The organism is uncultured Polaribacter sp., assembly GCF_947500975.1.
In the GTDB taxonomy this organism is placed as follows: Bacteria; Bacteroidota; Bacteroidia; order Flavobacteriales; family Flavobacteriaceae; genus Polaribacter.
Genome location: NZ_CANMUE010000005.1, coordinates 1 through 24869 on the forward strand (window position 1 = coordinate 1; position 24869 = coordinate 24869).

Here is a 24869-nt window from a genome sequence, read left to right on the forward strand (position 1 = left end):
AAGATTTATAAACCTCAATTCTTCTTGAATTGAGGTTTTTTTATACAATAAATCTAAAATATAATTATTTGATGTTTCACAAGTCTATTATACCAAACTAATTGGGTATATCTTATAGTTTTAAAACTGGCTCTATGATCTTGTTTTAAGGAAACAATTAATTATATTAATCATCACATCAACTTTTGTATCAAAATTAATTATGCACACTTATTTTATGTGTATAATATTAATTGTTATTTGATATTATAGTAAATTTTTTTTGACTTTATCTATGACGGTAAAAGAGACAATCTAAAGAGAGTAAAAAACATATTCACCACGTGTTAACTTGTTTGTAGTCAAAATATTACATCCTTAATTGTGCCTACGTAAATTTACATTAATTATAAATTGATTTCTAATTAAATTAAGGTCAAACAAATTATATAAACTAAAAAAAGGCAGTGATTTAATTATCACTACCTTTAGTTATTAATTTAATAATAAATCTTAAAAAGGTTATAAATTATAAGTTTTAAGACTGTTAATATTACATTGCAACTAAATCACCAGAAATATCTTTAGAAGGTAATGTTGATTTTCCCATTAGATACAAATCTACTTGACGTGCAGCTTCTCTTCCTTCTGAAATTGCCCATACAATTAATGATTGCCCACGACGCATATCACCGGCTGTAAATATATTTGGAATATTAGTTTGGTATTTACCATATTCAGCTTTATAATTAGATCTAGCATCTTTATTTACACCTAATTTATCAGCTAGAGTACTCTCTGGTCCAGTAAAACCAAGTGCTAATAAAGCTAAATCACAAGGCCAGGTTTTCTCTGTACCTTCTATTTCTATTAATTGAGGTCTTTGGCCAGGAATCATTTTCCATTCAACATTTACTGTCTTAAGTGCAGTTAATTTTCCTTCTTTATTTTTGATAAATTCTTTAGTATTGATTAACCAATTACGCTCTACACCTTCTTGATGTGAAGAAGATGTTTTTAATTGTAATGGCCAAAATGGCCAAGGTGTTGTTGGAGAACGATGACCAGGAGGCTTTGGCATTATTTCAAAATTTACTACTGACTTTGCTCCATGCCTATTTGATGTACCAATACAATCTGATCCAGTGTCTCCACCACCAATAACAATTACATTTTTATCTGTAGCCATTACTTGATCCTTTACATCTTTACCAAATATTACTTTTGTTTGTTGTGTTAAGAAATCCATTGCCTGTACAACACCATCAGCATCTATTCCTGGTGTTGGTAATGATCTTCTTTCTGTAGCGCCTCCACAAAGTACAATCGAATCAAATGATTTTAGTTCTTCAACATCATAATTTACACCAACGTTTACATTAGTTTTAAAAGTGATACCTTCAGCTTCTAAAATTGCAACACGTCTGTCTATGATACCTTTTTCCATTTTAAAGTTTGGTATTCCGTAACGTAATAAACCACCAACTTCATCATCTCTTTCAAAAACAGTAACCGTATGACCAGCTCTATTTAATTGTTGTGCTGCAGCTAAACCTGCAGGGCCAGATCCTACAATTGCAATAGTTTTATCTGTTCTATTTTTTGGAGGTTGTGGTTTTATCCATCCTTCTTTAAAAGCACGTTCAACTATGTTTTTTTCAATGTTCTCAATAGATACTGGATCTTCTATGATACCTAATACACAAGCTTTTTCACAAGGTGCAGGACATAGTCTTCCTGTAAATTCTGGAAAATTATTTGTAGAATGTAGTATCCATGATGCTTTTTTCCATTCACCTTGGTGTACCATATGATTAAAGTCTGGAATTAAATTTCCTAATGGACATCCACTATGGCAAAATGGAATACCGCAATCCATACAACGAGAACCTTGTTTTGTAATTTCCTTTTCAGAAAGAGGAACTGTAAACTCGTTATAATTTTTTATACGATCTTTTACAGAATTGTATTTTTCATCCTGTCTTTCAAATTCTTTAAATCCTGTTACTTTTCCCATGACATTATGCTGTTGTTAATTCTTCAACCATTGGTTCTTCTGTTTCTAATCTTATTAATGCTTTCTTATATTCGGTTGGCATTACTCTTACAAAGTTTTTTAAACTTGTTTCCCAGTCTTCTAACAATTTACTTCCTTTTTTACTATCAGTATATAATACATGATCTTGAATTGTAGCTTTTAAATCTGCAGCATCTTCATCAGTAATTGTTTCAAATTCTATAGTTTCAGTATTGCATAGACCATTTACAAATTTGTTATCAGGGTCATACACATATGCAATTCCACCACTCATACCTGCCGCAAAATTTCTTCCTGTTTTACCAAGTACAACAACTTTACCACCTGTCATATATTCACAACAATGATCTCCAACTCCCTCAACTACTGCTGTTGCTCCTGAATTTCTTACGGCAAAACGCTCACCAGCTATACCATTAATATAGGCTTGACCATTAACTGCTCCAAACAAACAAACGTTTCCGACAATTATATTTTCTTCTGCTAAAAAGTCTGCTTTAGTAGGTTTTTTAACAATTAATTTTGCTCCAGATAAACCTTTACCTAAATAATCGTTAGAGTTTCCTTCTAAAATAAAAGTTAATCCAAATGCTCCAAATGCACCAAAACTTTGACCAGCTGAACCAGTATAATTAATATTTAAAGTGTCTTCTGGTAGACCTAAATGTCCATAAATTTTTGATATCTCATTACTAACAATTGCCCCTACTGTTCTGTCAGTATTTTTTATAGGATAAGATAGGTTAGTTTTTTCTTTTCTGTATAAAGCTCTATGAGAATCTTTTAAGATTGTAAAATCTAAAACCTCCTCTAAATTATGATCTTGTTTTTCAGTATTTCTAACCGTCATGTCTTTATAAGATGTTGGTCTGTGTAAAATACTAGATAAATCTAATCCTTTTGCTTTATAATGTTTTATTGCTTTGTTGGCATTTATTTTATGAGTTTGACCAACCATTTCTTCTAAAGTTCTAAAACCTAATTGTGCCATTATTTTTCTTAATTCTTCAGCAATGTAAAAGAAGAAATTAATAACATGTTCAGGTGTTCCTTTAAAGTTTTTACGTAATTCTTTGTCTTGAGTTGCTATTCCTACTGGGCAGGTGTTTAAATGACATTTACGCATCATAATACAGCCAGATGCTACTAAAGGAGCTGTGGCAAAACCAAATTCTTCTGCACCTAATAAGGCAGCTATAGCTACATCTCTACCAGTTTTTAATTGGCCATCACATTCAACAACAATTCTACTACGTAAGTCGTTCATTACTAACGTTTGTTGTGCTTCAGCTAAACCAAGTTCCCAAGGTAAACCTGCGTGTTTTAATGATGTTAAAGGTGATGCACCTGTTCCTCCATCATAACCAGCAATTAAAACTACATCTGCTTTTGCTTTTGCAACACCAGCAGCAATTGTACCTACACCAACTTCAGAAACTAATTTTACATTAACTCTAGCTTCACGATTTGCATTTTTTAAATCGAAAATTAATTGTGCTAAATCTTCAATTGAATAAATATCATGATGTGGAGGAGGAGAAATCAATCCTACAAAAGGTGTTGAGTTTCTCGCAGAAGCAATCCAAGGTAAAACTTTATAGCCAGGTAATTGACCACCTTCACCAGGTTTAGCACCTTGTGCCATTTTAATTTGAATTTCTTTTGCGTTTGATAAGTAATGAGATGTAACGCCAAATCTACCAGAAGCAACTTGTTTTATTGCAGAGTTTCTGCTATCACCATTTATGTCTTTTTGAAAACGTTTTCTATCTTCACCACCTTCTCCAGAATTAGATTTCCCTCCAATTCTATTCATCGCAATTGCTAAGTTTTCATGTGCTTCTCTAGAAATTGATCCATAAGACATTGCTCCGGTTTTAAAACGTTTTACAATTTCTGTCCAAGGTTCTACTTCTTCTAACGGTATTGGATCTAAGTTATCAAACTCAAACAAACCACGAATTGTCATCAAATTTTCTGATTGTTCGTTTATTGCTTTTGCGTAAACATCATAGCTTGCTTGATCACTTAATCTTACAGCTTGTTGTAATTTAGAAACGGTTGTTGGATTAAATAAATGACGTTCTCCATTTCTTCTCCATCTATAATCTCCACCAATGTTTAAACTTAAATTTTTATCAATTTGATTATCTGGATACGCTTGTTTATAACGTTGATCTATTTCTTTTTCTATTTCATATAAACCAATACCTTCAATTCTTGAAGCAGTATAAGGAAAATATTTTTCTACAAATTGAGAGTTAAAACCTACAATTTCGAAAATTTGAGAACCTCTGTAGGAATGTAGTGTTGATATTCCTATTTTGTTCATCACTTTTAAGATTCCTTTTCCAATAGCTACATTAAAATTATCTACAGCTTTTTGTTCATCCATACCAGTAATAAAACCATCTTTAACTTGCTTTCTAATGATTTCATTAACCATATAAGGGTTTATAGCACTTGCTCCATATCCAAATAAAGTTGCAAAATGATGTGGTTCACGTGGTTCTGCAGATTCAATTATGATATCAAAATAAGAACGTTTTCTTAATCTATTTAATTGATGATTTACGTATGAACAAGCTAATAGAGCAGGGATAGGGGCATACTCTTGGTTTACACCTCTATCTGAAAGAATAATAATATTAGTTTTTCTTTCTATTGCTTTTTCTATTTGAATAACAATGTCATCTAAAGCGTCTTCTAATCCATTTAGCCCTTTTGCTTTTGGATATAAAATTTCAATAGTTTCTGTTTTAAAACTTTCAATATCTATACTTCTTATTTTTTCTAAATCGGCATTAGAAATGACTGGGTTTTGAATACCAAGTTTTCTACATTGTCTCTCTGAAATACTGAAAATATTTCTATCTTTTCCTAAGTTTAAACTAATATCTGTTACAATATTTTCGCGAATTCCATCTAAAGGTGGATTTGTAACTTGTGCAAATAATTGCTTAAAATAGTTAGATATTAATTGTGGTCTATCTGATAAAACAGCTAAAGGAGTATCAATTCCCATAGAACCTAGGGCTTCTTTACCAACTTGTGCCATTGGTGTAATTACTTCTTGAATATCTTCAAAAGTGTAATTAAATAAACGTTGACGTGTTTTAATGTCAATTGTTTCAATAGGGCAAGTTTCGCTAGTATAAGGAAGGTCTTTTAATTGTAAACGTGTTTTGTCTAACCATTCTTGATATGGTCTTTCAGAAACAATTTTACTTTTTATTTCTTCATCTTCAATAATTCGCCCTTCATTCATATCCACCAAAAACATTTTTCCTGGCTCTAATCTACCGTGCTCTTTAACGTCTTCTGGAGCTACATCTACAACACCAATTTCTGAAGACATTATTAATTTACCACTTTTTGTAACTGTATATCTAGATGGTCTTAAACCATTTCTGTCTAATAAAGCACCTATGTAATCTCCGTCTGTAAAAGGCACAGAAGCTGGACCATCCCAAGGTTCCATAATACAACCATTATATTCATAAAAAGCTTTTCGCTCTTTAGACATTGTGGCGTGTTTTTCCCAAGCTTCAGGTATCATCATCATCATAATTTCTGGTAATGAACGCCCTGTATGTGTTAATAATTCTACAACCATGTCCATAGAAGCAGAATCAGATTTACCTGGTAAAATAATAGGAAACAGTTTCTCTATTTGTGCACCAAAAACATCGCTTTTCATGATTTCTTCACGTACACGCATTCTACTGACATTACCTCTTAAAGTATTGATTTCTCCATTTTGACACATGTGTCTAAATGGTTGCGCTAACTCCCAAGTAGGCATTGTATTTGTAGAAAAACGTTGGTGTACTAATGCTAAACGAGTAACTAAATCTATTTCTTGTAAGTCTTTATAATAAGGCCCAATATCTTCAGGCATAATTATACCCTTGTATATAATTGTTGTTATAGATAAACTTGGAACATAAAAATAATCACTCTCAGAAATTTTTGAATTTCTGATTTCATGTTCAGTTATTTTACGTGCTGCATATAATTTTGCTTTAAATGTAGCTTCATCTATTATATCGGTTTTACCTATAAAAAGTTGTTCTATATTTGGTTCAGATGCTAACGCAATTTCCCCTAATTGTGTTGGATCTACAGGGACTTTTCTCCATCCTAAAATAGAAAGGCCTTGTTCTTTGACTTGGTTTTCAAAAGTAGTTTTACAAAAATCATATTGATTTTCTACCTTAGGTAAAAAAACCATTCCAACAGCATACTCTCTTTGTTCGGGTAAAATAAAGTCACACACACGTTTGAAATAATCATGAGGAATATCAATTAATAAACCAGCTCCATCACCAGTTTTTCCATCTGCACTAACACCACCTCTATGTTCTAATTTTACTAGAATTTCTAACGCATCATGTATAATTTGATTTGTTTTATCTCCATTTAAATTACAAATAAAACCTGCACCACAATTTTCGTGTTCAAATTCTGGTAAATATAAGCCTTGTTTCTTCATTTTGTATTGAATTATGCTGGCTAAATTATAAATTTTGTTAGGAATAATGTATTGATTTATACTTTTTGATAAAATTTTTACATTGAAAATAAATTATTGATACAATAAATTTAAAAATGATAATTTAAGCTTAAAAATTTATGAATATGATAAAATTTATAAACGCAAAAAGAACTGTAAATTTAATTTACAGTTCTTTTTTATTAGTAATAATAATTTTTACTATAAATTATTAGTGTTCGTTTAATCTAAAATCTGGGTATGCATCCATACCATGTTCGTGAGCATCTAAACCCTCTAATTCTTCTTTTTCTGAAACTCTAATTCCTGTAACTTTCTTAAGTGTATAAATTATTAAGAAAGAAGATATGATACAGAATGCAGCATAACAAGCAACACCTGTTAATTGAATTAAGAATGTATGTTCTGGGTTGGTTGAGAAAATACCCACAGCTAAAGTTCCCCAAATACCACAAATTAAGTGTACCGCGATAGCTCCAACTGGATCATCTAATTTTATAGCGTCAACAAAAGCAACAGCAAATACAATTAATGTACCAGCAATTGCCCCAATAATAATAGCACTTTCTGGTGTCATTACATCAGCTCCGGCAGTAATACCTACTAAACCACCTAAAATACCATTTAAGAACATTGTTAAATCTAAATTCTTATATTTTATAAAAGATACTGTAGCAGCAACCACACCACCAGCTGCAGCGGCTAAACATGTTGTAACTAAAGTTAAAGATGTTAATTCTGGATCAGCAGAAAGTACAGAACCCCCATTAAAACCAAACCATCCTAACCAAAGAATTAATACACCAGCAGTAGCTAATGGTATATTATGTCCTGGAATAGCTTGTGGTTTTCCGTCTTTAAATTTACCAATACGAGAACCTAATAGGTAAACAGCAACTAAAGCCGCCCAGCCACCAACAGAATGTACTAAAGTAGAACCAGCAAAATCATAGAATCCCATTTGATCTAAGAATCCACCACCCCATTTCCATGAACCAGCAATAGGGTATACAAGCCCTACATAAAGTAATGTGAAAATCATAAAAGGACCAATTTTCATTCGTTCAGCAACAGCTCCAGATACAATTGTAGCAGCAGTTGCGGCAAACATACCCTGGAATAAGAAATCTGTCCACCATGTATATCCGCCATCAGCGTAATCTGGTGTCATACCGTTTTCTGGAGGAGCAATACCAAACCCAGCAAAATCTATAAACCCAGCAGAACCATCTGCAAATTCAGGATACATTAAGTTGAAACCTGCTATGTAGTATAGTAATAACCCAACTGTAATGATAAAAATATTTTTAAATAAAATATTGATTGTGTTTTTTTGTCTAGTTAATCCAATTTCTAAAAATGCAAAGCCTAAGTGCATAAAGAAAACTAGTGCGGTACAGATCATCATCCATACATTGTTTGTTGTAAGTAATTCCATTGTAAGTTTTAATAGTTAGTTTAAGGTTTCTCCACCTTTTTCTCCTGTTCTTATTCTGTAAGCTTCTTTGATGTCACTCACAAATATTTTTCCATCTCCAACCTCTCCTGTGCTAGCAGCGTCTAATATGGTTTTTATTGTAATTTCTTCAAAATTATCATTTACAACAATAGCTATGTGTCTTCTTTGAATATCGCTAGTACTGTAGCTTACACCTCTATATACGTGTCCTTCTTTTTCATTTCCAAGACCAGTAACATCCCAATAAGAAAAGAAATTTACACCAACTTTGTGCAATGCTTCTTTTAAAGCTCTAAATTTTGATTTTCTAATAATTGCTTCGATTTTTTTCATGATAAAATTTGTTTGTTCGTTTCTAATTTTATGGAAAAATAATAAAAAATAATCTTACATGTAAAAATCACACAACTAATAAAAGTTGTGTGATTTTTTTAATTTAAAAATGAAATTTTATTTATCTTCTTCAAATTCTCTTACTCTTTTTCCAGGGTAAGCAATTGATCCATGTTCAGAAATATCTAATCCTTCAATTTCTACTTCTTTAGTAACACGTAATCCCATTGTAGCTTTTAATATTGCTAGAACAATGAAAGATAAAACAACAGCCCAAACTGCATATGCAATAACTCCTATTGCTTGTGCACCTAATTGTGCACCACCACCACCATTGAATAATCCAATACCAGTATCACCATCTACACCCCAAAGTCCGATTACTAAAGTACCCCAAACTCCTGCTACACCATGAACAGAAAAAGCACCAATAGCATCATCAATTTTTAATTTTTTCTCTACAAATTCTATAGAGAATACAACTATGATACCACCAATTAAACCGGCAAGAACAGATCCGCCAGCAGTCATGTTACCACAACCAGCGGTAATACTTACTAAACCGGCTAAAGCTCCATTTAATGTTTGTCCTAAGTTTGGTTTACCATACCAGATCCAAGTTGTAATTAAAGCTCCTAAACCTCCAGCAGCAGCAGCTAAGTTGGTAATTAAAACTACGTTTGAAGCTCCAATTGCGTCAGCACCACCCCAAGCTAATTGAGATCCTCCGTTAAAACCAAACCATCCAAACCAAAGGATAAATACCCCTAAAGTTGCTAATATTTGATTATGACCAGGTATAGGTAATACTTTACCATCTACAAATTTTCCAATTCTAGGACCTACCATAAATGCAGCTACTAAAGCAGCCCATCCACCTACAGAGTGTACAATTGAAGAACCGGCAAAGTCAATAAATTCAGCTGGCATTATACCATCAGTATTATTCAACCATCCACCGTTCCATTCCCAACCTCCTGAAATAGGGTAGATAACTGCAGTCATTACTAAAGAGAAAATAATGTATGTAGTATATTTTGTTCTACCAGCAATTGCTCCAGATACAATTGTAGCTGTTGTTGCAGCAAACATTGTTTGAAAGAATAAATCTGCTCCTTCACCTTGGAATAAACCACTCCAGAAGAACCACCCGTTAGAAGTATCACCATACATTAAAGAATAACCAACTAACCAAAATGTTATTGATCCTACACAAATGTCTAGTAAATTTTTCATTGCAATGTTAACTGCATTTTTTGCTCTTGTCATTCCAGATTCAACTAAAGTAAATCCAGCTTGCATTAAGAATACCAAGATACCTGCAATTAGCATCCAAAGCATTCCCATATCTCCGTTTACTTGCTCTAAAACTTTTGCAGCTTCAGAAACCGGAGCTTCTTGAAATAATGTTAATAATAAACTCATATTTGTTGATTTTAGTTAGTAATTAAAGTTTTATCTTCTCTTAGAAAGAGTATACAGCAGCTAAAGTTGCTCCAGACATACTTTTTTCTGTTGGGAAGCCAGGTATAATTAAATCTGATGATGAATCAATTCTAATTTCTGGAATAATGTTTAAGCTTTCTGTTAATGATAAGTTTCCTGTTAAGGTAAATGCAGACACATTAGCATCTCCAGCTCCAGAAGTTGTTGTAAAAAATTCTGGTCTTAATCCTAAAGAGAATTTGTCTGAAAATTTGTTTTGTAAGTATAATGCTACACCTTGGTATCCTGCATCAGCATCACTAGAGTTTGCATAAGCAGCATTTAACCCTAAGTAAAAAGTTTCTGAAAGATCAAATCCACCTGTATAATCTAAATATAATACATCAGTAAATCCAAATCCATCAGCTCCGTAAGCTAAGTTAAAGTATTGACCTTTATAACCAGCTTGAAAGCCTAATTGGTAATCGTTACCTGGGTTAGATCCTTGAGTTATTCCATGAGGGTTTGTTAAAGCAAACATAAAAGATAAATCTTCTGTTGCAGCATAATCTACTTTTAAACCTGTATGAGAAAAAGGTCCTGCATTAAATAAATAAGATACAGAATAGTTAAAGTTTGATGCTGGAGATATAACCTCATAACCATAAAAAGTATTAAACTGACCTAAAGTTAAAGTAACTTTTTCAGATGCATTATAGTAAGCATATAATTGATTGATTGCTCCATTGTATGCATTCGCAGCATTCGCTCTTGGTCCATAAGCTAAATCTGCAACTACACCAGCTTTTCCTTTTTCGTAAGAAAAAATTGTATTTACCATTCCTAATCCAAATCCATTTGCAGCTACGTCAGATAAAATACCTACAGAACCTGGAGAACCACTTTTTAAGTTACTGCTATGATAAACATCTACAGTTCCACTTAATGAAAATGTTCCTTTGTCTTCTTCCTGTGCATTAATTATTACACTACTTGCTAATAATAAAGTTAAAATAATTTTCTTCATAATAATGTTCTTTTAGTTTATGTTTTTTTTAATTGAACGTGTCAAATGTAAATATTTAATTGAAACTAACAAGGGGGCTATTTTTGTGAAATGCTGTATTTTAAGGTATGCCCCTCAAAAAAAGAGGGGTAAAATTGAGATAAGTTTATTTTTGGGTATCTGTAGGGTTCTAAATATTATGTTTGCAAAAAAGAGGTATATAATTTTAGGATATTCATAAAAATGCACTTTTTATAAAAAAATATGTAATTATTGTATTTTTGCGTTATGAAATACACATTTTCTTACCTTGTAGAACTTCAATTTTTAGGTTTTCGTTTTTCTGGATGGCAAAAACAAACAAACGCTAAGACTTTACACGATATGGTTGATAAATCATTATCATTTGTTTTTAAAGATGTTAGCTATAAAACTGTTGGTGTGGGTAGAACTGATGCTAAAGTTTCTGCAAATACTTATTATATTCAAATGTTTACAGATATATTAATAAATGAAGCTTTTTTTATGAAATCTTTAAATTTTAATTTTTCTGCTGATTTTAAAGCAATATCTATTCATCAAGTTGATAGAGCTTATAATATAATTAACGCTCCTAAAATAAAAGAATACCATTATTACTTTTCTTTTGGTGAGAAAAATCATCCATTTTCGGCGCCTCTTTTGGTAAATATTCCTGAGAACTTAGATATAAGTATTATGAAAGCAGGTGCAAAGTTGTTTGAAGGCGAACATTATTTTCATAAATATTGTACAAAGCCTTCTGCAAATACTATTTTTAAAAGAACTATTGATTCATGCAAAATTGAAAAGAATGATATTTTAACTGCAAACTTTTTTCCAGAAGTGTCCTATGTATTAAAGGTGAAAGGAAAAGGATTTTTAAGGTACCAAATTAGGTTGATGATGGCAACACTTTTTGAATTAGGCAAAGGAAATTTAGATTTAACTTTTATTGAGAATTCTTTAAAAGAAGATAATGATAGAAATTTTTTACGAAATATCGCTCCTTCTTCTGGCTTGCAACTCTATAATATTGAATTGTTACCATAGTTGGCAAGCAAGCTTGCATGAGCGATAGAAATGGCATCCTTTTTATGTTTATCTAAATAGTTGGTGTGCCTTTTTTTTATATTGTTGTATTTTAAAATTTAAAAAAGCTGAAATAAAGTCATCATAAAAAGATATAATGGATAGCGTGTTTTTTGTTTTTTACAAAAACATGCTCAAAAAAAATCCATCATTTAAAAAAGATGGATTTTCGAATGTAATAGATAATGAGTAAGTTATCCTTTAATAACACCTCTAGAAATTACTATTTTTTGTATTTCTGAAGTTCCTTCATAAATCTGTGTAATTTTTGCATCTCGCATTAAACGCTCTACGTGATATTCTTTTACAAAACCATTACCACCGTGAATTTGCACAGCTTCTACAGTTTGTTCCATAGCAACTTTAGATGCGTATAGTTTTGCCATTGCAGAAGACATATCGTAATTATTACCTTGATCTTTGTCCCAAGCAGCTTTCATAACCAGCATTCTTGCAGCTTCAATTTCTGTATACATGTCTGCTAATTTGAATGCAATTGCTTGATGATTGCAAATCTCTGTACCAAAAGCTTTACGCTCTTTAGAGTATTTTAAGGCCAATTCGTAACCTCCAGCCGCAATTCCTAAAGCTTGTGCTGCAATACCAATTCTACCACCAGAAAGTGTTTTCATAGCAAATTTAAACCCAAAACCATCTTCGCCAATTCTGTTTTCTTTTGGCACTTTTACATCATTAAATTGCAAGGTGTGTGTATCTGAACCTCTAATACCTAGTTTATCTTCTTTAGGCCCAATATGAAAACCCTCAGTTCCTTTTTCAACAATAAAAGCATTGATTCCTCTATGGCCTTTTTCTCTATCAGTTTGTGCTATTACCAAATAAACATCAGAACGCCCACCATTTGTAATCCAGTTTTTTGTTCCGTTAATTACATAATGATCTCCTTTGTCTTCAGCTGTAGTTGCTTGTGATGTTGCGTCAGAACCAGCTTCTGGTTCACTTAAACAAAAAGCCCCAATAAACTCCCCTGTTGCTAATTTTGTTAAATATTTTTGTTTTTGTTCTTCATTACCATAAGCTTCTAAACCATAACAAACTAGTGAGTTGTTTACAGAAACCATAACAGAAGCAGAAGCATCAATTTTAGAAAGTTCTTCCATAATTAATACGTAAGAAATTGCATCCATTCCACTTCCTCCATATTTAGGATCTACCATGATTCCTAAAAAGCCCAAATCTCCCATTTTTTTCACTAATTCTTGTGGAAATTCTTGTTTGTTATCTCTTTCTATTACTCCAGGAAGTAATTCTGTTTGTGCAAAATCTCTTGCGGCATCACGTATCATGATGTGCTCTTCTGTTAAACTAAAATCCATGTATCTTTTTGTTAAATTTGAAATCTTAAAACTCAAAGATATCGATTTCGTAACATTTTTTCATTAGACTTTTGTTAATTTTGACAAATATGAATAAAAGTGAAGTTTTTTCTATCGGGTTAATGTCAGGTACTTCTTTAGATGGCATCGATTTGGTTTATGTAAAGTTCAATAAGAATAATTACAAAGATTTTGAAATAATTTATGCAGAAACAATTTCTTATGCTGATGATTGGAAAAAAAAGCTGCAAAATGGAATTCATTTTTCTAAAGATGAATTAACCAAGTTAAATATTGATTATGGTTATCTTTTAGGTGATGTTTTAAATGATTTTATCAGTAAATTTCAAATTAAAAAGATCGATTTTATTGCTTCACACGGACATACAATTTTGCATCAACCAGAAAAAGGAATCACGCTTCAAGTTGGTGATGGACAAATAATTGCAGATAAAACAAAACAAAAAGTAATTTGCGATTTTAGAACGCAAGATGTACAGTTAGGTGGGCAAGGTGCACCTTTGGTACCTATTGGAGATGAGTTGTTGTTTTCTGAATATGATTATTGTTTAAATCTTGGCGGATTTGCAAATATTTCTTACAAAAAGGAAAATAAAAGAATTGCTTTTGATATTTGTGCTGTAAATATTGTGTTGAATAAATATGCGGAACAATTAGGTTTCAATTATGACGATGAAGGAAAAATTGCTGCTTCAGGTACATTTTTAATGCAACTAGAAGCAGATTTAAGAATGTTAGATTTTTATCAACAAAAACCTCCAAAATCATTAGGGTTAGAGTGGGTAGAGAAAGAAATCTTTCCAAAACTAGAGTCTTCTAAAAGAAAACCAGAAGACCTTTTAAAAACGTTTACAGATCATATTGCATGGGCAATTGCCAAACCAATTCATAAAGGCGCAAAAGTTCTTTTAACTGGTGGAGGTACTTACAATAAGTATTTAATTTCAAAAATAAAGACCTTTAAAAATATTGAAATTATAATACCAAATAAAGAATTTATAGAGTTTAAAGAAGCATTGATTTTTGCTTTTTTAGGTTTGCTAAAGCTTGAAAATCAAGTAAATTGTTTAAAGTCTGTAACGGGCGCTAGTGAGAATCATTCATCCGGAAAAATTTATTATCCTAAGTGAGAATAAAAAAAATTGAGCAATCATTTTTTTTACTGTAATTTTGTAACGTATAATCTAAATAATATTTTTTAATTTTTTTAAAATGAATCAACTTTAGCTTTTCCCCTGCAGGGGATTTTATTCGAAATAAGAGTATAAAAAAAGTACACTAGAGTTAATTTATTTAAAATTTAAAGATGAAAGAATTATTAAAAATATACGAAAATAAGAAGCCAGAAATTGTTTTTAATTGGAAAGATCCAGAAACAGAAGCAGAAGGTTGGACGGTTATCAACTCTTTAAGAGGCGGTGCTGCCGGTGGCGGAACAAGAATGCGTGAAGGGTTAGATATGAACGAAGTTTTGTCATTGGCAAAAACAATGGAAGTAAAATTTACCGTTTCTGGACCAGCAATTGGAGGAGCAAAATCTGGTATTAATTTTAACCCACACGATCCAAGAAAAAAAGGAGTTTTAGAACGTTGGTATAAAGCAGTTGCGCCGTTATTAAAAAATTATTACGGAACAGGAGGAGATTTAAATGTTGATGAAATTCATGAAGTAATTCCGATTACTGAAGAAAGTGGTGTTTGGCATCCGCAAGAAGGTGTTTTTAATGGTCATTTTAAACCAACAGAAGCAGATAAAATTAACAGAATTGGTCAATTAAGACATGGTGTAATTAAAGTTTTAGAAGATGAAAATTTATCTCCATCAACTAAAAGAAAATATACAGTTGCAGATATGATTACTGGTTTTGGTGTTGCAGAAGCTGTACGTCATTATTACGATATTTATGGTGGATCTGTAGTTGGTAAAAGGGCTGTGGTTCAAGGTTTTGGAAATGTGGGTTCGGCTGCAGCATTTTATTTAGCGCAAATGGGGGCTAAAGTTGTAGGTATTATTGATAGAGATGGTGGTGTTATAAATGAAGAAGGTTTTTCTTTTGATGAGATAAAAGAGTTGTTTTTAAACAAAAATGGTAATACTTTAGTCGCGCAAAATATGATTTCCTTTGAAGAAGTAAATTCAAAAATTTGGAATTTATCTTGTGAAATTTTTGCACCTTGTGCAGCCTCAAGGCTAATTAAGCAAGAGCAGATAAATGAAATGATAGATTCTGGTTTAGAAGTAATATCTTGTGGAGCAAATGTACCTTTTGCTGATAAAGAAATTTTCTTTGGTTCTATTATGGAAGACACTGATAAAAAGGTAAGTTTAATTCCAGATTTTATTTCAAATTGTGGAATGGCAAGAGTTTTTGCTTATTTTATGGAAGGAAAAGTTAAAATGTCTGATAAAGCAATTTTTGATGATACATCTAATGTTATAAAAAAGGCTTTAGAAAAAACTTTTGCAAAAAGGTCTGAAAAAACAAATATTAGTGAAACTGCTTTTGAAATCGCTTTGAAAGAATTAATATAAAATAATAATTAAATAATAATAATATGTTTAAGTACTTTTTAGGAAATTCACCAAAATGGTTTAAAATGACCATGATAGGGTTTCTAGTTTTGAATACTCTTTTGTATTTTGTATTACCAATTTTTATGGGAGCTCATACTGCACATAGCGTAGTTGCTTGGCTTTTTATAGGTGAATTTATTTTTACGCTTGCAATGGCACTAAAATGTTACCCCTTACAATCTGGTGGTTTATTAGCTATTCAAGCACTAGCTTTAGGTTTAACAACTCCTAAAAATGCTTATCACGAAGTAGATCAAAATCTAGAGGTAGTATTACTTTTGGTATTTATGGTTGCGGGTATCTATTTTATGAAACCTTTATTGATGTTTATTTTCAGTAAGGTTTTTACTAAAATAAAATCAAAAGTAGTATTATCATTATTATTTGTTTTTTTATCAGCAGTATTATCGGCCTTTTTAGATGCATTAACAGTAACGGCAGTATTAATTAGTGTAGCTGTAGGTTTTTATGGAGTATATCATAAAATTCATTCTAGTTCTTCTGATTATGATAAAGATGGTGTTTTAGATAGAACAGAATTAAGTGGTGAAACATTAGAACAGTTTCGTAGTTTTTTAAGAAGTTTAATAATGCATGGAGTAGTAGGTACTGCTTTAGGAGGGGTTTGTACTTTGGTAGGAGAACCACAAAACTTATTAATAGGTGAGCGTTTAGGATGGAATTTTGTTGATTTTTTTCTGCAAATGGCACCAGTTACAATTCCTGTATTAATAGCTGGTTTAATAACAACTGTAATTTTAGAGTTAACTGGAACTTTTGGCTTTGGAGCAAAGTTACCTAAAGTAGCTGCTGATATTATAGAGAGTTATACTTTAGAAGAAGATAAGAATCGTTCAGATAAAGAAAAATATGGATTAATGGTACAAGGTGTTTCTGCAGTTTTATTAATTGCAGGTCTAGCATTACATATAGCGCCAGTTGGTTTAATTGGTTTAGCTTTAATAATTGTTCAAACTGCTTTTATGGGAATAATAGAAGAGCATAGTTTAGGACATGCTTTTGAAGAAGCTTTACCTTTTACTGGGTTGTTAGTTGTTTTCTTTGTAATTGTAGCTATGATTCACGATCAGCATTTATTTAGTCCAATAATTGCTTGGGCATTAAAGCAAGATCCAGCATCACAACCAGGTTTATTTTATATAGCAAACGGATTTTTATCAGCAATTAGTGATAATGTATTTGTGGCAACTGTTTATATAGGTGAAGTGCAAAGTGCATTTGAAGCAGGAACAATATCAAGAGAACATTTTGAAAAGTTAGCTATTGCTATTAATACTGGTACAAATTTACCAAGTGTAGCAACACCAAATGGGCAAGCTGCATTTTTATTTTTGTTAACCTCCTCTCTAGCGCCGTTAATAAATCTATCTTATGGTAAAATGGTAAAAATGGCATTGCCTTATACTATTGTTTTAGGAGGCTTAGGGTATATAATGGTAAAAGTTGTTTTATCTTAGAAATTTGATTCAAATACTATAAAAAAATCCTGAATTTAAAGTTCAGGATTTTTTTTAGGCAATTAAATTAAAAATCAATCGTTAATATTTAAAAAAAATAAAACATATGCCTTTACAAGAAAGTCAAGAATTAACAAACGAAATGGTTCAAGAAAAAACACTTTCTATCTATAAATTAATTATGGATGGTGGTATTGGAGGTCAAATAATAATAGCTATACTTTTTGTGCTGTTAACAGTTGCCTTGTATATTTATTTTGAACGTTTTTTTGCTATAAAAGCTGCATCAAAAGTTGATGTTAATTTTATGAATCAAATAAAAGAATATGTTTCTCAAGGTAAATTAGAATCGGCAAAAGAACTTTGCAAAAGTAAAAACACGCCAACTGCAAGGTTGATAGAAAAAGGAATTTCTAGAATTGGAAAACCCTTAAATGATATAAATACAGCCATTGAAACCGCAGGTAAATTAGAGGTTTATCAGTTAGAAAAAAATGTTAGTGTTTTAGCAACAATTGCAGGTGCTGCACCAATGATTGGTTTTTTAGGAACTGTAATTGGAATGATTGTTGCAATTCACACAATTGCAAATGCAGGTGGTCAAATAGATATTAAAATGCTTTCAGATGGATTGTATACTGCTATGACAACAACGGTTGGAGGTTTAATTGTGGGTATTATTGCTTACATTACTTATAATCATTTAGTGGTAAAAACAGATAAAGTAGTGTATCAAATGGAGGCAAAATCTGTTGAGTTTTTAGATTTGTTAAACGAACCAGTATAAAAAATAATGAAAAAGTTTCAGAATTGAAAAACGTTTGAAGTAGCTCGTTTTTTAATTTTTGATTTTTTTAATCATTTAATCACTTACAAATGAATTTACGCGGAAGAAATAAAGTAGATCCAACATTTAATATGTCGTCAATGACAGATATTGTTTTTTTGTTGTTGATATTTTTTATGCTTACATCAACCTTAGTAACGGTAAGTGCTATTGATGTTTTGCTGCCAAAAGCTGGTGGGAAAACTGAAAATAATAAATCTGTTGCGGTTACAATTACAGGTAAATCTCTTTTTTATATTGATAAGACAGAGGTAAGTTTGTCTAGTTTAGAAAATGAAATTTTAAAAAGTGTTGGCGCAGATAAAAAGAAAACAATTGTAATTCGTGGAGATAAAGATGTACCTTATAAAAATGTGATGAAAGTAATTGATATTGCAAATAAGAATAAATTAAAAATGATTTTAGCTGTAAAAGGTAAATAAAAAATGTCAGTTTTAGATACAAAACATAAAAGAAAATCAGCAATTATAACAGCAATACTTTTGCTGTTTTTGTTGTTTGTTATTTTTAATTATGGGATGAAGTATTTAGATCTACCCGAAGAATATGGATTAGCAATTAATTTTGGGAACTCAGAAGTTGGAAGTGGAAAACCTGTTGAAAAAATAAAGAAAATAGCTCCTCCAAAAGTAGTTGAAAAGGAAGAAGTTGTAGAGAATACAAAAGAAGTTTCTAAAGATATTATAAAGGAAGACGTTATTACTGATGATAGTTTAGAAGAAGTGCCAGTTATAGAAAAAACAGAGGTAAAAAAAGAGCCAGTAAAAGAAGAAGTAAAAGAGGTAGTTAAGGAAGAAGTTCCTAAGCCACAACCATCAAAAGAAACACAAGATGCTTTAAATAATTTGCTAAATGGAAATTCATCAGATGGAAAACCCAAAAGAGAAGGTAATTATAAAGAACAAGGTGTAAAAGGAAAAGAGAGCGGAGATCCAAATTCTAATAAGTATTATGGTAATACAGGAAGTGGATCCGGTGGGAATTATAATTTAGCAGGAAGAAAAGCTTTGTTAAAACCCAAAGAGCAACCTGATTGCGAAGAAGAAGGAGTTGTGGTTGTTAGGATAGAAGTTGATAAAAACGGAAAGGTGATAAGTGCAATAGCAGGTGTAAAGGGATCTACAAATACGGCTCTTTGTTTGTTAAAACCAGCAAAAGAAGCTGCATTAAATACAACTTGGAATGCTGACCTCAAAGCACCTACTAAACAAATAGGAACTATTATTTATAAGTTTTCTTTATCTAAATAATCACGTATTTTTGCGAAATGAATTACCAACAAACTTTAGATTGGATGTTTGCGCAATTACCCATGTATCAACGTGAAGGTAAAACGGCATTCAAAAAAAATTTAACCAATATTTTAGCGTTTTCTAAAGAGCTTAATTATCCAGAAAAAAAGTTTAAATCTATTCATGTAGGTGGTACTAACGGAAAAGGTTCAACAAGTCATATGTTAGCCTCAATTTTACAAGAAGCAGGTTATAAAGTTGGTTTGTATACTTCACCGCATTTAAAGAATTTTACAGAGAGAATAAGAATTAATGGGAGTGAAATACCTAAACGAAAAGTTTCCTCATTTATAAAAAAATATAAAGATTTTTTAGAAGAACAAAAACTATCTTTTTTTGAAATGACAGTTGGTTTAGCTTTTAATTATTTTGCTGATGAAAAAGTAGATATTGCTATTATTGAAGTCGGCTTGGGAGGAAGATTAGATTCAACAAACATAATAAAACCAGAGGTTTCAGTAATTACAAATATAGGTTTAGATCACACTCAGTTTTTAGGTGAAACGTTGCCAGAAATAGCGTTTGAAAAAGCAGGGATTATTAAAAATGAGACACCTGTAATTATAGGTGAAAGGCAACTAGATGTTGAGCGAGTTTTTATAAAAAAAGCAAAAGAAGAAAATTCTAGAATCTTTTTTGCTTCGGATGAAATAATCGATTTTCCAACTGATTTATTGGGTGATTATCAAAAATCAAATTCTAAAACTGCAGTAAAAGCAATTAAAGAGTTAAAAGGATTTAAAGTTTTAAAAGAAAATATTTCTGATGGATTGTTAAACGTTGTAAGAAATACTAATTTAAAAGGTAGGTGGCAGATTTTGCAGCATAAACCAAAGGTTATTTGTGATACAGCACATAACGCAGAAGGTTTAAAAATAGTTTTAAATCAACTTAAAAAAGAAGAATATAAGCAATTACATATTGTGTTAGGCGTTGTTTCCGATAAAAAGTTAGAAGAGGTTTTGCCTTTTTTTCCTAAAGATGCATCGTATTATTTTTGCAAGCCAAATATCCCAAGAGGTTTATCTGAAGAGGTTTTACAATTAGAATCTTTAAAGTTTCAATTAAAAGGGGAAAAATATTCTTCTGTAAAAAAAGCACTAAAAAAAGCATTAAGTAATGCAAATCAGTATGATACAATTTATATTGGAGGAAGCACATTTGTAGTTGCAGAAATAATTTAAAAAAAAGTTTGTTTTTCTTTTGGTAGAAAGGAAATCTATTTTATATTTGCATCCCGTTAGGGCAATTAGCTCAGTTGGTTCAGAGCACCTCGTTTACACCGAGGGGGTCGGGGGTTCGAATCCCTCATTGCCCACCATAAAACCTCGATATTTTTATCGAGGTTTTTTAAATTTATAATATCTTTTCTCTAGAGGTTTATGTCTTTTATCCTACTGATGTTACCCTACAGTTTTTATACTTTCTAGTAAGTTAAGTAGTTTGGGATTTATGGATTTAATTAGATAGGCTTCAAGTTCTGTCAAAGTAGTATACCTGTTAAAATCAAATGTTTTTTTTGAGTGAGTATATTTTATTTCATATATCCTGTTTATTTAAACTTTTGTAATCATGCTAAAATATTTTTTAATCTACTATTATCAGTACTCGATTTGAAATAAAAGAAGCATTTTATTTTTTTTCTAAGAATATAAAAACAATCAATATCATTTAGTATCTAATCTAGTTATAATGTTTGAAGTTATTTTATTTAATGAAAAAAAAGAGGTTGAGAGTAAAATTAACTTTTTCTCCAAAAGAATGGTGTAAACAAAATTAAAACTGTAAAAAGTTCTAGACGACCAATCAACATTAAAAAAGAACAAAACCACTTTGCACCTGAACTTAAATGAGCAAAATTATCTACAGGGCTTACAGAGCCAATAGCAGGCCCAATATTACCTAATGAAGATGCTGCAGCACCTATAGCAGAAATAAAATCCAAACCAAAAAAAGTTAGAATTACAGTAGCAATTATAAAAATTAGCATGTAGATAATAAAAAAAGAAAGAATGTTAAATACAATGGTTTGAGGTACGGTTTTGCTATCGTATCTTACTGGAATAATCGCATTAGGATGCAACGCTTTTTTAAACTCTAAAAAACTATTTTTTAACATAATAATGTGCCTTACGACTTTTATACCACCACTTGTAGAACCAGCAGAACCACCTGTAAAGAAAAGTGCAAAGAAAATCCCTGTGGCTAAATAATTCCACATTGTAAAATCTGCGGATACAAAACCAGTAGTTGTTATAACAGAGATAACCATAAAGAAAGCATGTCGAAAAGCACTTTCGGTTTTACCATAAACTTCTGGGTGAGCTAAAACAGATTTTAAACTAGGGTCTTGAAAAAAGATAATTATTATAGCTATAATTATTGCTATACCTATAGTTCCGAATAAATAATACTTAAATTCTTCGCTCTGAAAAACTTTTTGAACTTTACCTTTTAATGCGAAATAAGTTAATACAAAGTTTGTACCTGCTACAAACATAAAAAAGATGATAATATACTGAATTATTGGAGTATCGTTATAAAAAGCAATGCTTTCTGCTTTGGTAGAAAAACCACCAGTACTAACGGTTGCCATTGCATGATTAATGGCATCAAACCAAGTCATACCCGCAATTTTTAATAAGAAAAATTCAGCAAAAGTTAAAATTACATATATTAGGTATAAACGTTTAGCAGTATCAGTAATTCTTGGGTGTAACTTATCTGCAGATGGCCCCGGAGCTTCAGCCATAAAAAGTTGCATTCCTCCAATTCCTAATAGAGGTAAAATAGCAATTGTAAGTACAATAATACCCATGCCGCCAATCCAATGTGTTGCGCTTCTCCAAAATAAAATTCCTTTTGGCATCGCTTCAATATCAGTTAATATAGAGGAACCTGTGGTGGAATAACCGGATATTGTTTCAAAAAAAGCATCTGAAACATTGGGTATAGCACCTGATAACAGGTATGGTAGCATTCCTGTAATAGAGAGTGTTAACCAGCCTAAAGTAACAATTAAATAGCCTTCTTTTTTTTGGATGTTTGTACTTGTGGGTTTGTTAAAAAAGTAGAGTAGTAGTCCAATAAAAACAGTAATAATACCAGCATTTAAAATGCCCCATTTTTCATATTCATTAAAAAAAACACTGAAAGGAAATGTAATAAACATAAACAAACCGTTTAAAACGGCTGTGATTCCTAAAAAACGATAAATTATTTTTGTATTTAAAGATCCCATTTATTAATTAAATAATCCTTCAACTGTACTTATTGCTTCAGGTAAACAGAAAACAATTACTTTATCTCCGTTTTGAATTTGCATATTACCAAAAGACATTAATGCTTTTCCGTCTCTAATAATTCCTCCAAAAACAGCTTCTCTAGGAAAGCGTAAATCTCTAATTGGTTTTTCGGTAACTTTTGCATTTGGTTGTACTTCAAATTCAAATACTTCAGCATCAATATTATGTAAATTAGCTAGTGCTAAAATTTCACCTTTTCTAATATGTTTAAAAATATTACTAGCGGCAATTAGTTTTTTGTTGATTAAAGTTTCAATACCAATGGTTTGAGATATATCAATATAATCCATATTCTCAACAAGAGCAATGGTTTTTTTAACGCCTTTAGATTTTGCTACCAAACAAGACATTATGTTTGTTTCTGTATTGCCTGTAACAGCAATAAAAGCATCCATTTCTCTAATATTTTCTTCTTCTAAAAGTTCTAAATTTCTACCATCTCCATTTATTACTAAAGTATTGTTTAGATCTTCAGCTAGATTTTCAGCTTTTTCTCTATTTTTTTCTATCAGTTTAACTTTAAAATTATCTTTACAAAGGTTTCTTGCTGTTTTTTCGCCAACACTACTACCTCCAAGAATCATCACATTTTTTATAGTTACATGATCTTTACCAATAATTGGATACAATTTTTCTATACTATGATTTGGTACAGAAAAGTATACTTGATCATTTTGATGATATACTGTATCTCCACGTGGAATTATCGTTTGCGATATGCCCTCTCTTTTAATAGCAATTGTAATAAAATCTACTGCAAAAAACTTTTCTTTAGCTTCTTTTACTGTTAAATCTATTAATGGAGATTTATAATCAAGTGCTGTACCCATCACATTAAAAAGACCATTTTCAAAAGCAACAGTATCGTTAAATGAAGATTGATTTAAAAGCATTTTAATTTCATCTGCAGCCAATTCTTGAGGAGAAATCATAAAGTCTAATCCAAATTTTTTAAAATCAACTTCGCAATTATTTAAAAATTCTGGATTATCAATTCTTGCAATCGTTTTTTTTGCTCCTAAAGATTTTCCAATCACAGAAATAGTAAAGTTTGTGTTCTGGCTATCTGTAACGGCAATTAACAAATCTGCTTTGTCAATACCAATTTCTTTTAAGAGTTTGATGGATGTTGCATCACCTTTTCTGGTGATAACATCTAAATGATTGTTTATGTAGTTTAATTTTTCTCCATCAAAATCTATGATATAAGTATCTTGAGACTCGTAAGAAAGTAATTTAGCTAAATGAAAACCAACGTCTCCGGCACCAGCTATAATAATCTTCATATTTGGGTGTAAAATGATAGACTGCAAAGATATAAAGACTTGATGAGGTTTTATGCATAAATCTACATTTTCAATTATTTTGATGTTTTTTGTATCTTTATTTAAAATTGATTGATGAAAAAACTAACCATAAAAAATTGGGCTTTAGATGATAGACCTCGCGAAAAACTATTAGAAAAAGGTAAAAATGTTTTATCGGATGCTGAGTTAATTGCTATTTTAATTGGTTCAGGAAATAGAACAGAATCAGCTGTAGCATTATCTAAAAGAATATTACAATCCGTAGATTATAATATTAATGCATTGGCAAAACTATCTGTAGAAAAATTAATAGCTTTTAATGGAATTGGAGAAGCTAAAGCAATTGCTATAATTACAGCTTTAGAGCTTGGGCAAAGAAGACAATTTGAAATTGCGTTAGAAAAACCTAAAATAACATGTAGTAAAGATGGTTTTAATTTAATGCAACCCATTATTGGTAATATTGGGCACGAAGAATTTTGGGTGCTTTTTTTAAATAATTCAAATAAAGTTTTAGCTAAAGATCAAATTAGTAAAGGGGGTTTAACAGCTACAGTTGTAGATATTAGATTGTTGTTTAAAAGAGCGTTAGAGTTGGCTTCTGTAGGTATAATTGTTTGTCATAATCATCCATCAGAAAAATTAGAACCTAGTAATGCAGATGAACAATTAACACAGAAAATAAAACAAGCAGGAATTACTTTAGATATTAAACTACTTGATCATTTAATAATTACCGAAAAAGCGTATTTTAGCTTTGCAGATGAAGGATTATTGTAATCTTTAGTTTGGAGTTGCTAATAGTAGTTTTTTAGCAGAAAACTGCAACAGAAAACTATCA

General features: G+C 31.1%; 18 protein-coding genes and 1 tRNA gene. 10 read left to right on the plus strand and 9 right to left on the minus strand.

Annotation, left to right across the window (positions count from 1 at the left end):
* Positions 1-532: 532 nt before the first annotated feature.
* From Q0733_RS06860 to Q0733_RS06885, 6 genes are all read right to left on the minus strand, one after another.
* Entirely contained in the window at positions 533-1996 is a 1464-nt protein-coding gene (locus Q0733_RS06860) for a glutamate synthase subunit beta (protein WP_298780553.1), read from the minus strand.
* Between the two features lie 4 nt (positions 1997-2000).
* Positions 2001-6512: a glutamate synthase large subunit gene (gene gltB / locus Q0733_RS06865; RefSeq protein WP_298780555.1), complete on the minus strand. Its 4512-nt coding sequence runs from the start codon at positions 6510-6512 to the stop codon at positions 2001-2003.
* Positions 6513-6744: 232 nt separating this feature from the next.
* Positions 6745-7971 (minus strand): ammonium transporter, encoded by a 1227-nt coding sequence (locus Q0733_RS06870; RefSeq protein ID WP_298780557.1) that lies wholly within the window; start codon positions 7969-7971, stop codon positions 6745-6747.
* A gap of 15 nt (positions 7972-7986) precedes the next feature.
* On the minus strand, positions 7987-8325 hold the full coding sequence (locus Q0733_RS06875; protein ID WP_298780560.1) for a P-II family nitrogen regulator: 339 nt from the start codon (positions 8323-8325) through the stop codon (positions 7987-7989).
* Between the two features lie 117 nt (positions 8326-8442).
* Positions 8443-9750: an ammonium transporter gene (locus tag Q0733_RS06880; protein WP_298780562.1), complete on the minus strand. Its 1308-nt coding sequence runs from the start codon at positions 9748-9750 to the stop codon at positions 8443-8445.
* A 40-nt stretch (positions 9751-9790) separates the two neighbouring features.
* On the minus strand, positions 9791-10777 hold the full coding sequence (locus tag Q0733_RS06885; protein ID WP_298780565.1) for an outer membrane beta-barrel protein: 987 nt from the start codon (positions 10775-10777) through the stop codon (positions 9791-9793).
* A 267-nt stretch (positions 10778-11044) separates the two neighbouring features.
* Between Q0733_RS06885 and Q0733_RS06890 the strand changes: the two genes are divergently transcribed.
* Complete coding sequence (locus Q0733_RS06890; RefSeq protein WP_298780567.1) at positions 11045-11827, plus strand: tRNA pseudouridine(38-40) synthase TruA; 783 nt, start codon at positions 11045-11047, stop codon at positions 11825-11827.
* 233 nt (positions 11828-12060) lie between these two features.
* Here Q0733_RS06890 and Q0733_RS06895 read toward each other — a convergent pair whose 3' ends face one another.
* Positions 12061-13203, minus strand: coding sequence for an acyl-CoA dehydrogenase (locus Q0733_RS06895; RefSeq protein WP_298780569.1), 1143 nt, complete (start codon positions 13201-13203; stop codon positions 12061-12063).
* An 89-nt stretch (positions 13204-13292) separates the two neighbouring features.
* Here Q0733_RS06895 and Q0733_RS06900 point away from each other — a divergent pair, with 89 nt between their 5' ends.
* The 8 genes from Q0733_RS06900 (at position 13293) to Q0733_RS06935 (ending at position 20737) form a co-directional block, all read left to right on the plus strand.
* A complete protein-coding gene (locus Q0733_RS06900) occupies positions 13293-14354 on the plus strand; it encodes an anhydro-N-acetylmuramic acid kinase (RefSeq protein WP_298780572.1) in 1062 nt (353 codons plus the stop codon).
* 176 nt (positions 14355-14530) lie between these two features.
* Complete coding sequence (locus tag Q0733_RS06905; RefSeq protein ID WP_298780575.1) at positions 14531-15757, plus strand: Glu/Leu/Phe/Val dehydrogenase dimerization domain-containing protein; 1227 nt, start codon at positions 14531-14533, stop codon at positions 15755-15757.
* Positions 15758-15780: 23 nt separating this feature from the next.
* Positions 15781-17277 carry a sodium/proton antiporter NhaB gene (nhaB, locus tag Q0733_RS06910; RefSeq protein ID WP_298780578.1) on the plus strand — a complete coding sequence of 499 codons (1497 nt, stop codon included), beginning with the start codon at positions 15781-15783 and terminating at the stop codon, positions 17275-17277.
* Between the two features lie 106 nt (positions 17278-17383).
* Complete coding sequence (locus tag Q0733_RS06915) at positions 17384-18064, plus strand: MotA/TolQ/ExbB proton channel family protein (protein ID WP_298780580.1); 681 nt, start codon at positions 17384-17386, stop codon at positions 18062-18064.
* An 89-nt stretch (positions 18065-18153) separates the two neighbouring features.
* Positions 18154-18546, plus strand: a complete 393-nt coding sequence (locus Q0733_RS06920; RefSeq protein ID WP_298780582.1) for a biopolymer transporter ExbD — start codon at positions 18154-18156, stop codon at positions 18544-18546.
* 3 nt (positions 18547-18549) lie between these two features.
* Complete coding sequence (locus Q0733_RS06925) at positions 18550-19374, plus strand: energy transducer TonB (protein ID WP_298780584.1); 825 nt, start codon at positions 18550-18552, stop codon at positions 19372-19374.
* A 17-nt stretch (positions 19375-19391) separates the two neighbouring features.
* Positions 19392-20600 (plus strand): folylpolyglutamate synthase/dihydrofolate synthase family protein, encoded by a 1209-nt coding sequence (locus tag Q0733_RS06930; RefSeq protein WP_298780586.1) that lies wholly within the window; start codon positions 19392-19394, stop codon positions 20598-20600.
* A 59-nt stretch (positions 20601-20659) separates the two neighbouring features.
* Positions 20660-20737: transfer RNA gene (locus Q0733_RS06935), tRNA-Val, on the plus strand.
* A gap of 420 nt (positions 20738-21157) precedes the next feature.
* On the opposite strand, the gene Q0733_RS06940 is transcribed toward Q0733_RS06935, so the two are convergent.
* Together Q0733_RS06940 and trkA are read right to left on the minus strand one after the other, a co-directional pair.
* The gene (locus tag Q0733_RS06940) at positions 21158-22657 is read right to left on the minus strand and encodes a TrkH family potassium uptake protein (protein WP_298780588.1); all 1500 of its coding nucleotides are present in this window, start codon (positions 22655-22657) and stop codon (positions 21158-21160) included.
* A 3-nt stretch (positions 22658-22660) separates the two neighbouring features.
* Positions 22661-24007, minus strand: coding sequence for a Trk system potassium transporter TrkA (gene trkA / locus Q0733_RS06945; RefSeq protein WP_298780590.1), 1347 nt, complete (start codon positions 24005-24007; stop codon positions 22661-22663).
* A gap of 114 nt (positions 24008-24121) precedes the next feature.
* Here trkA and radC point away from each other — a divergent pair, with 114 nt between their 5' ends.
* Entirely contained in the window at positions 24122-24808 is a 687-nt protein-coding gene (radC, locus tag Q0733_RS06950; RefSeq protein ID WP_298780592.1) for a DNA repair protein RadC, read from the plus strand.
* Positions 24809-24869 lie beyond the last annotated feature (61 nt).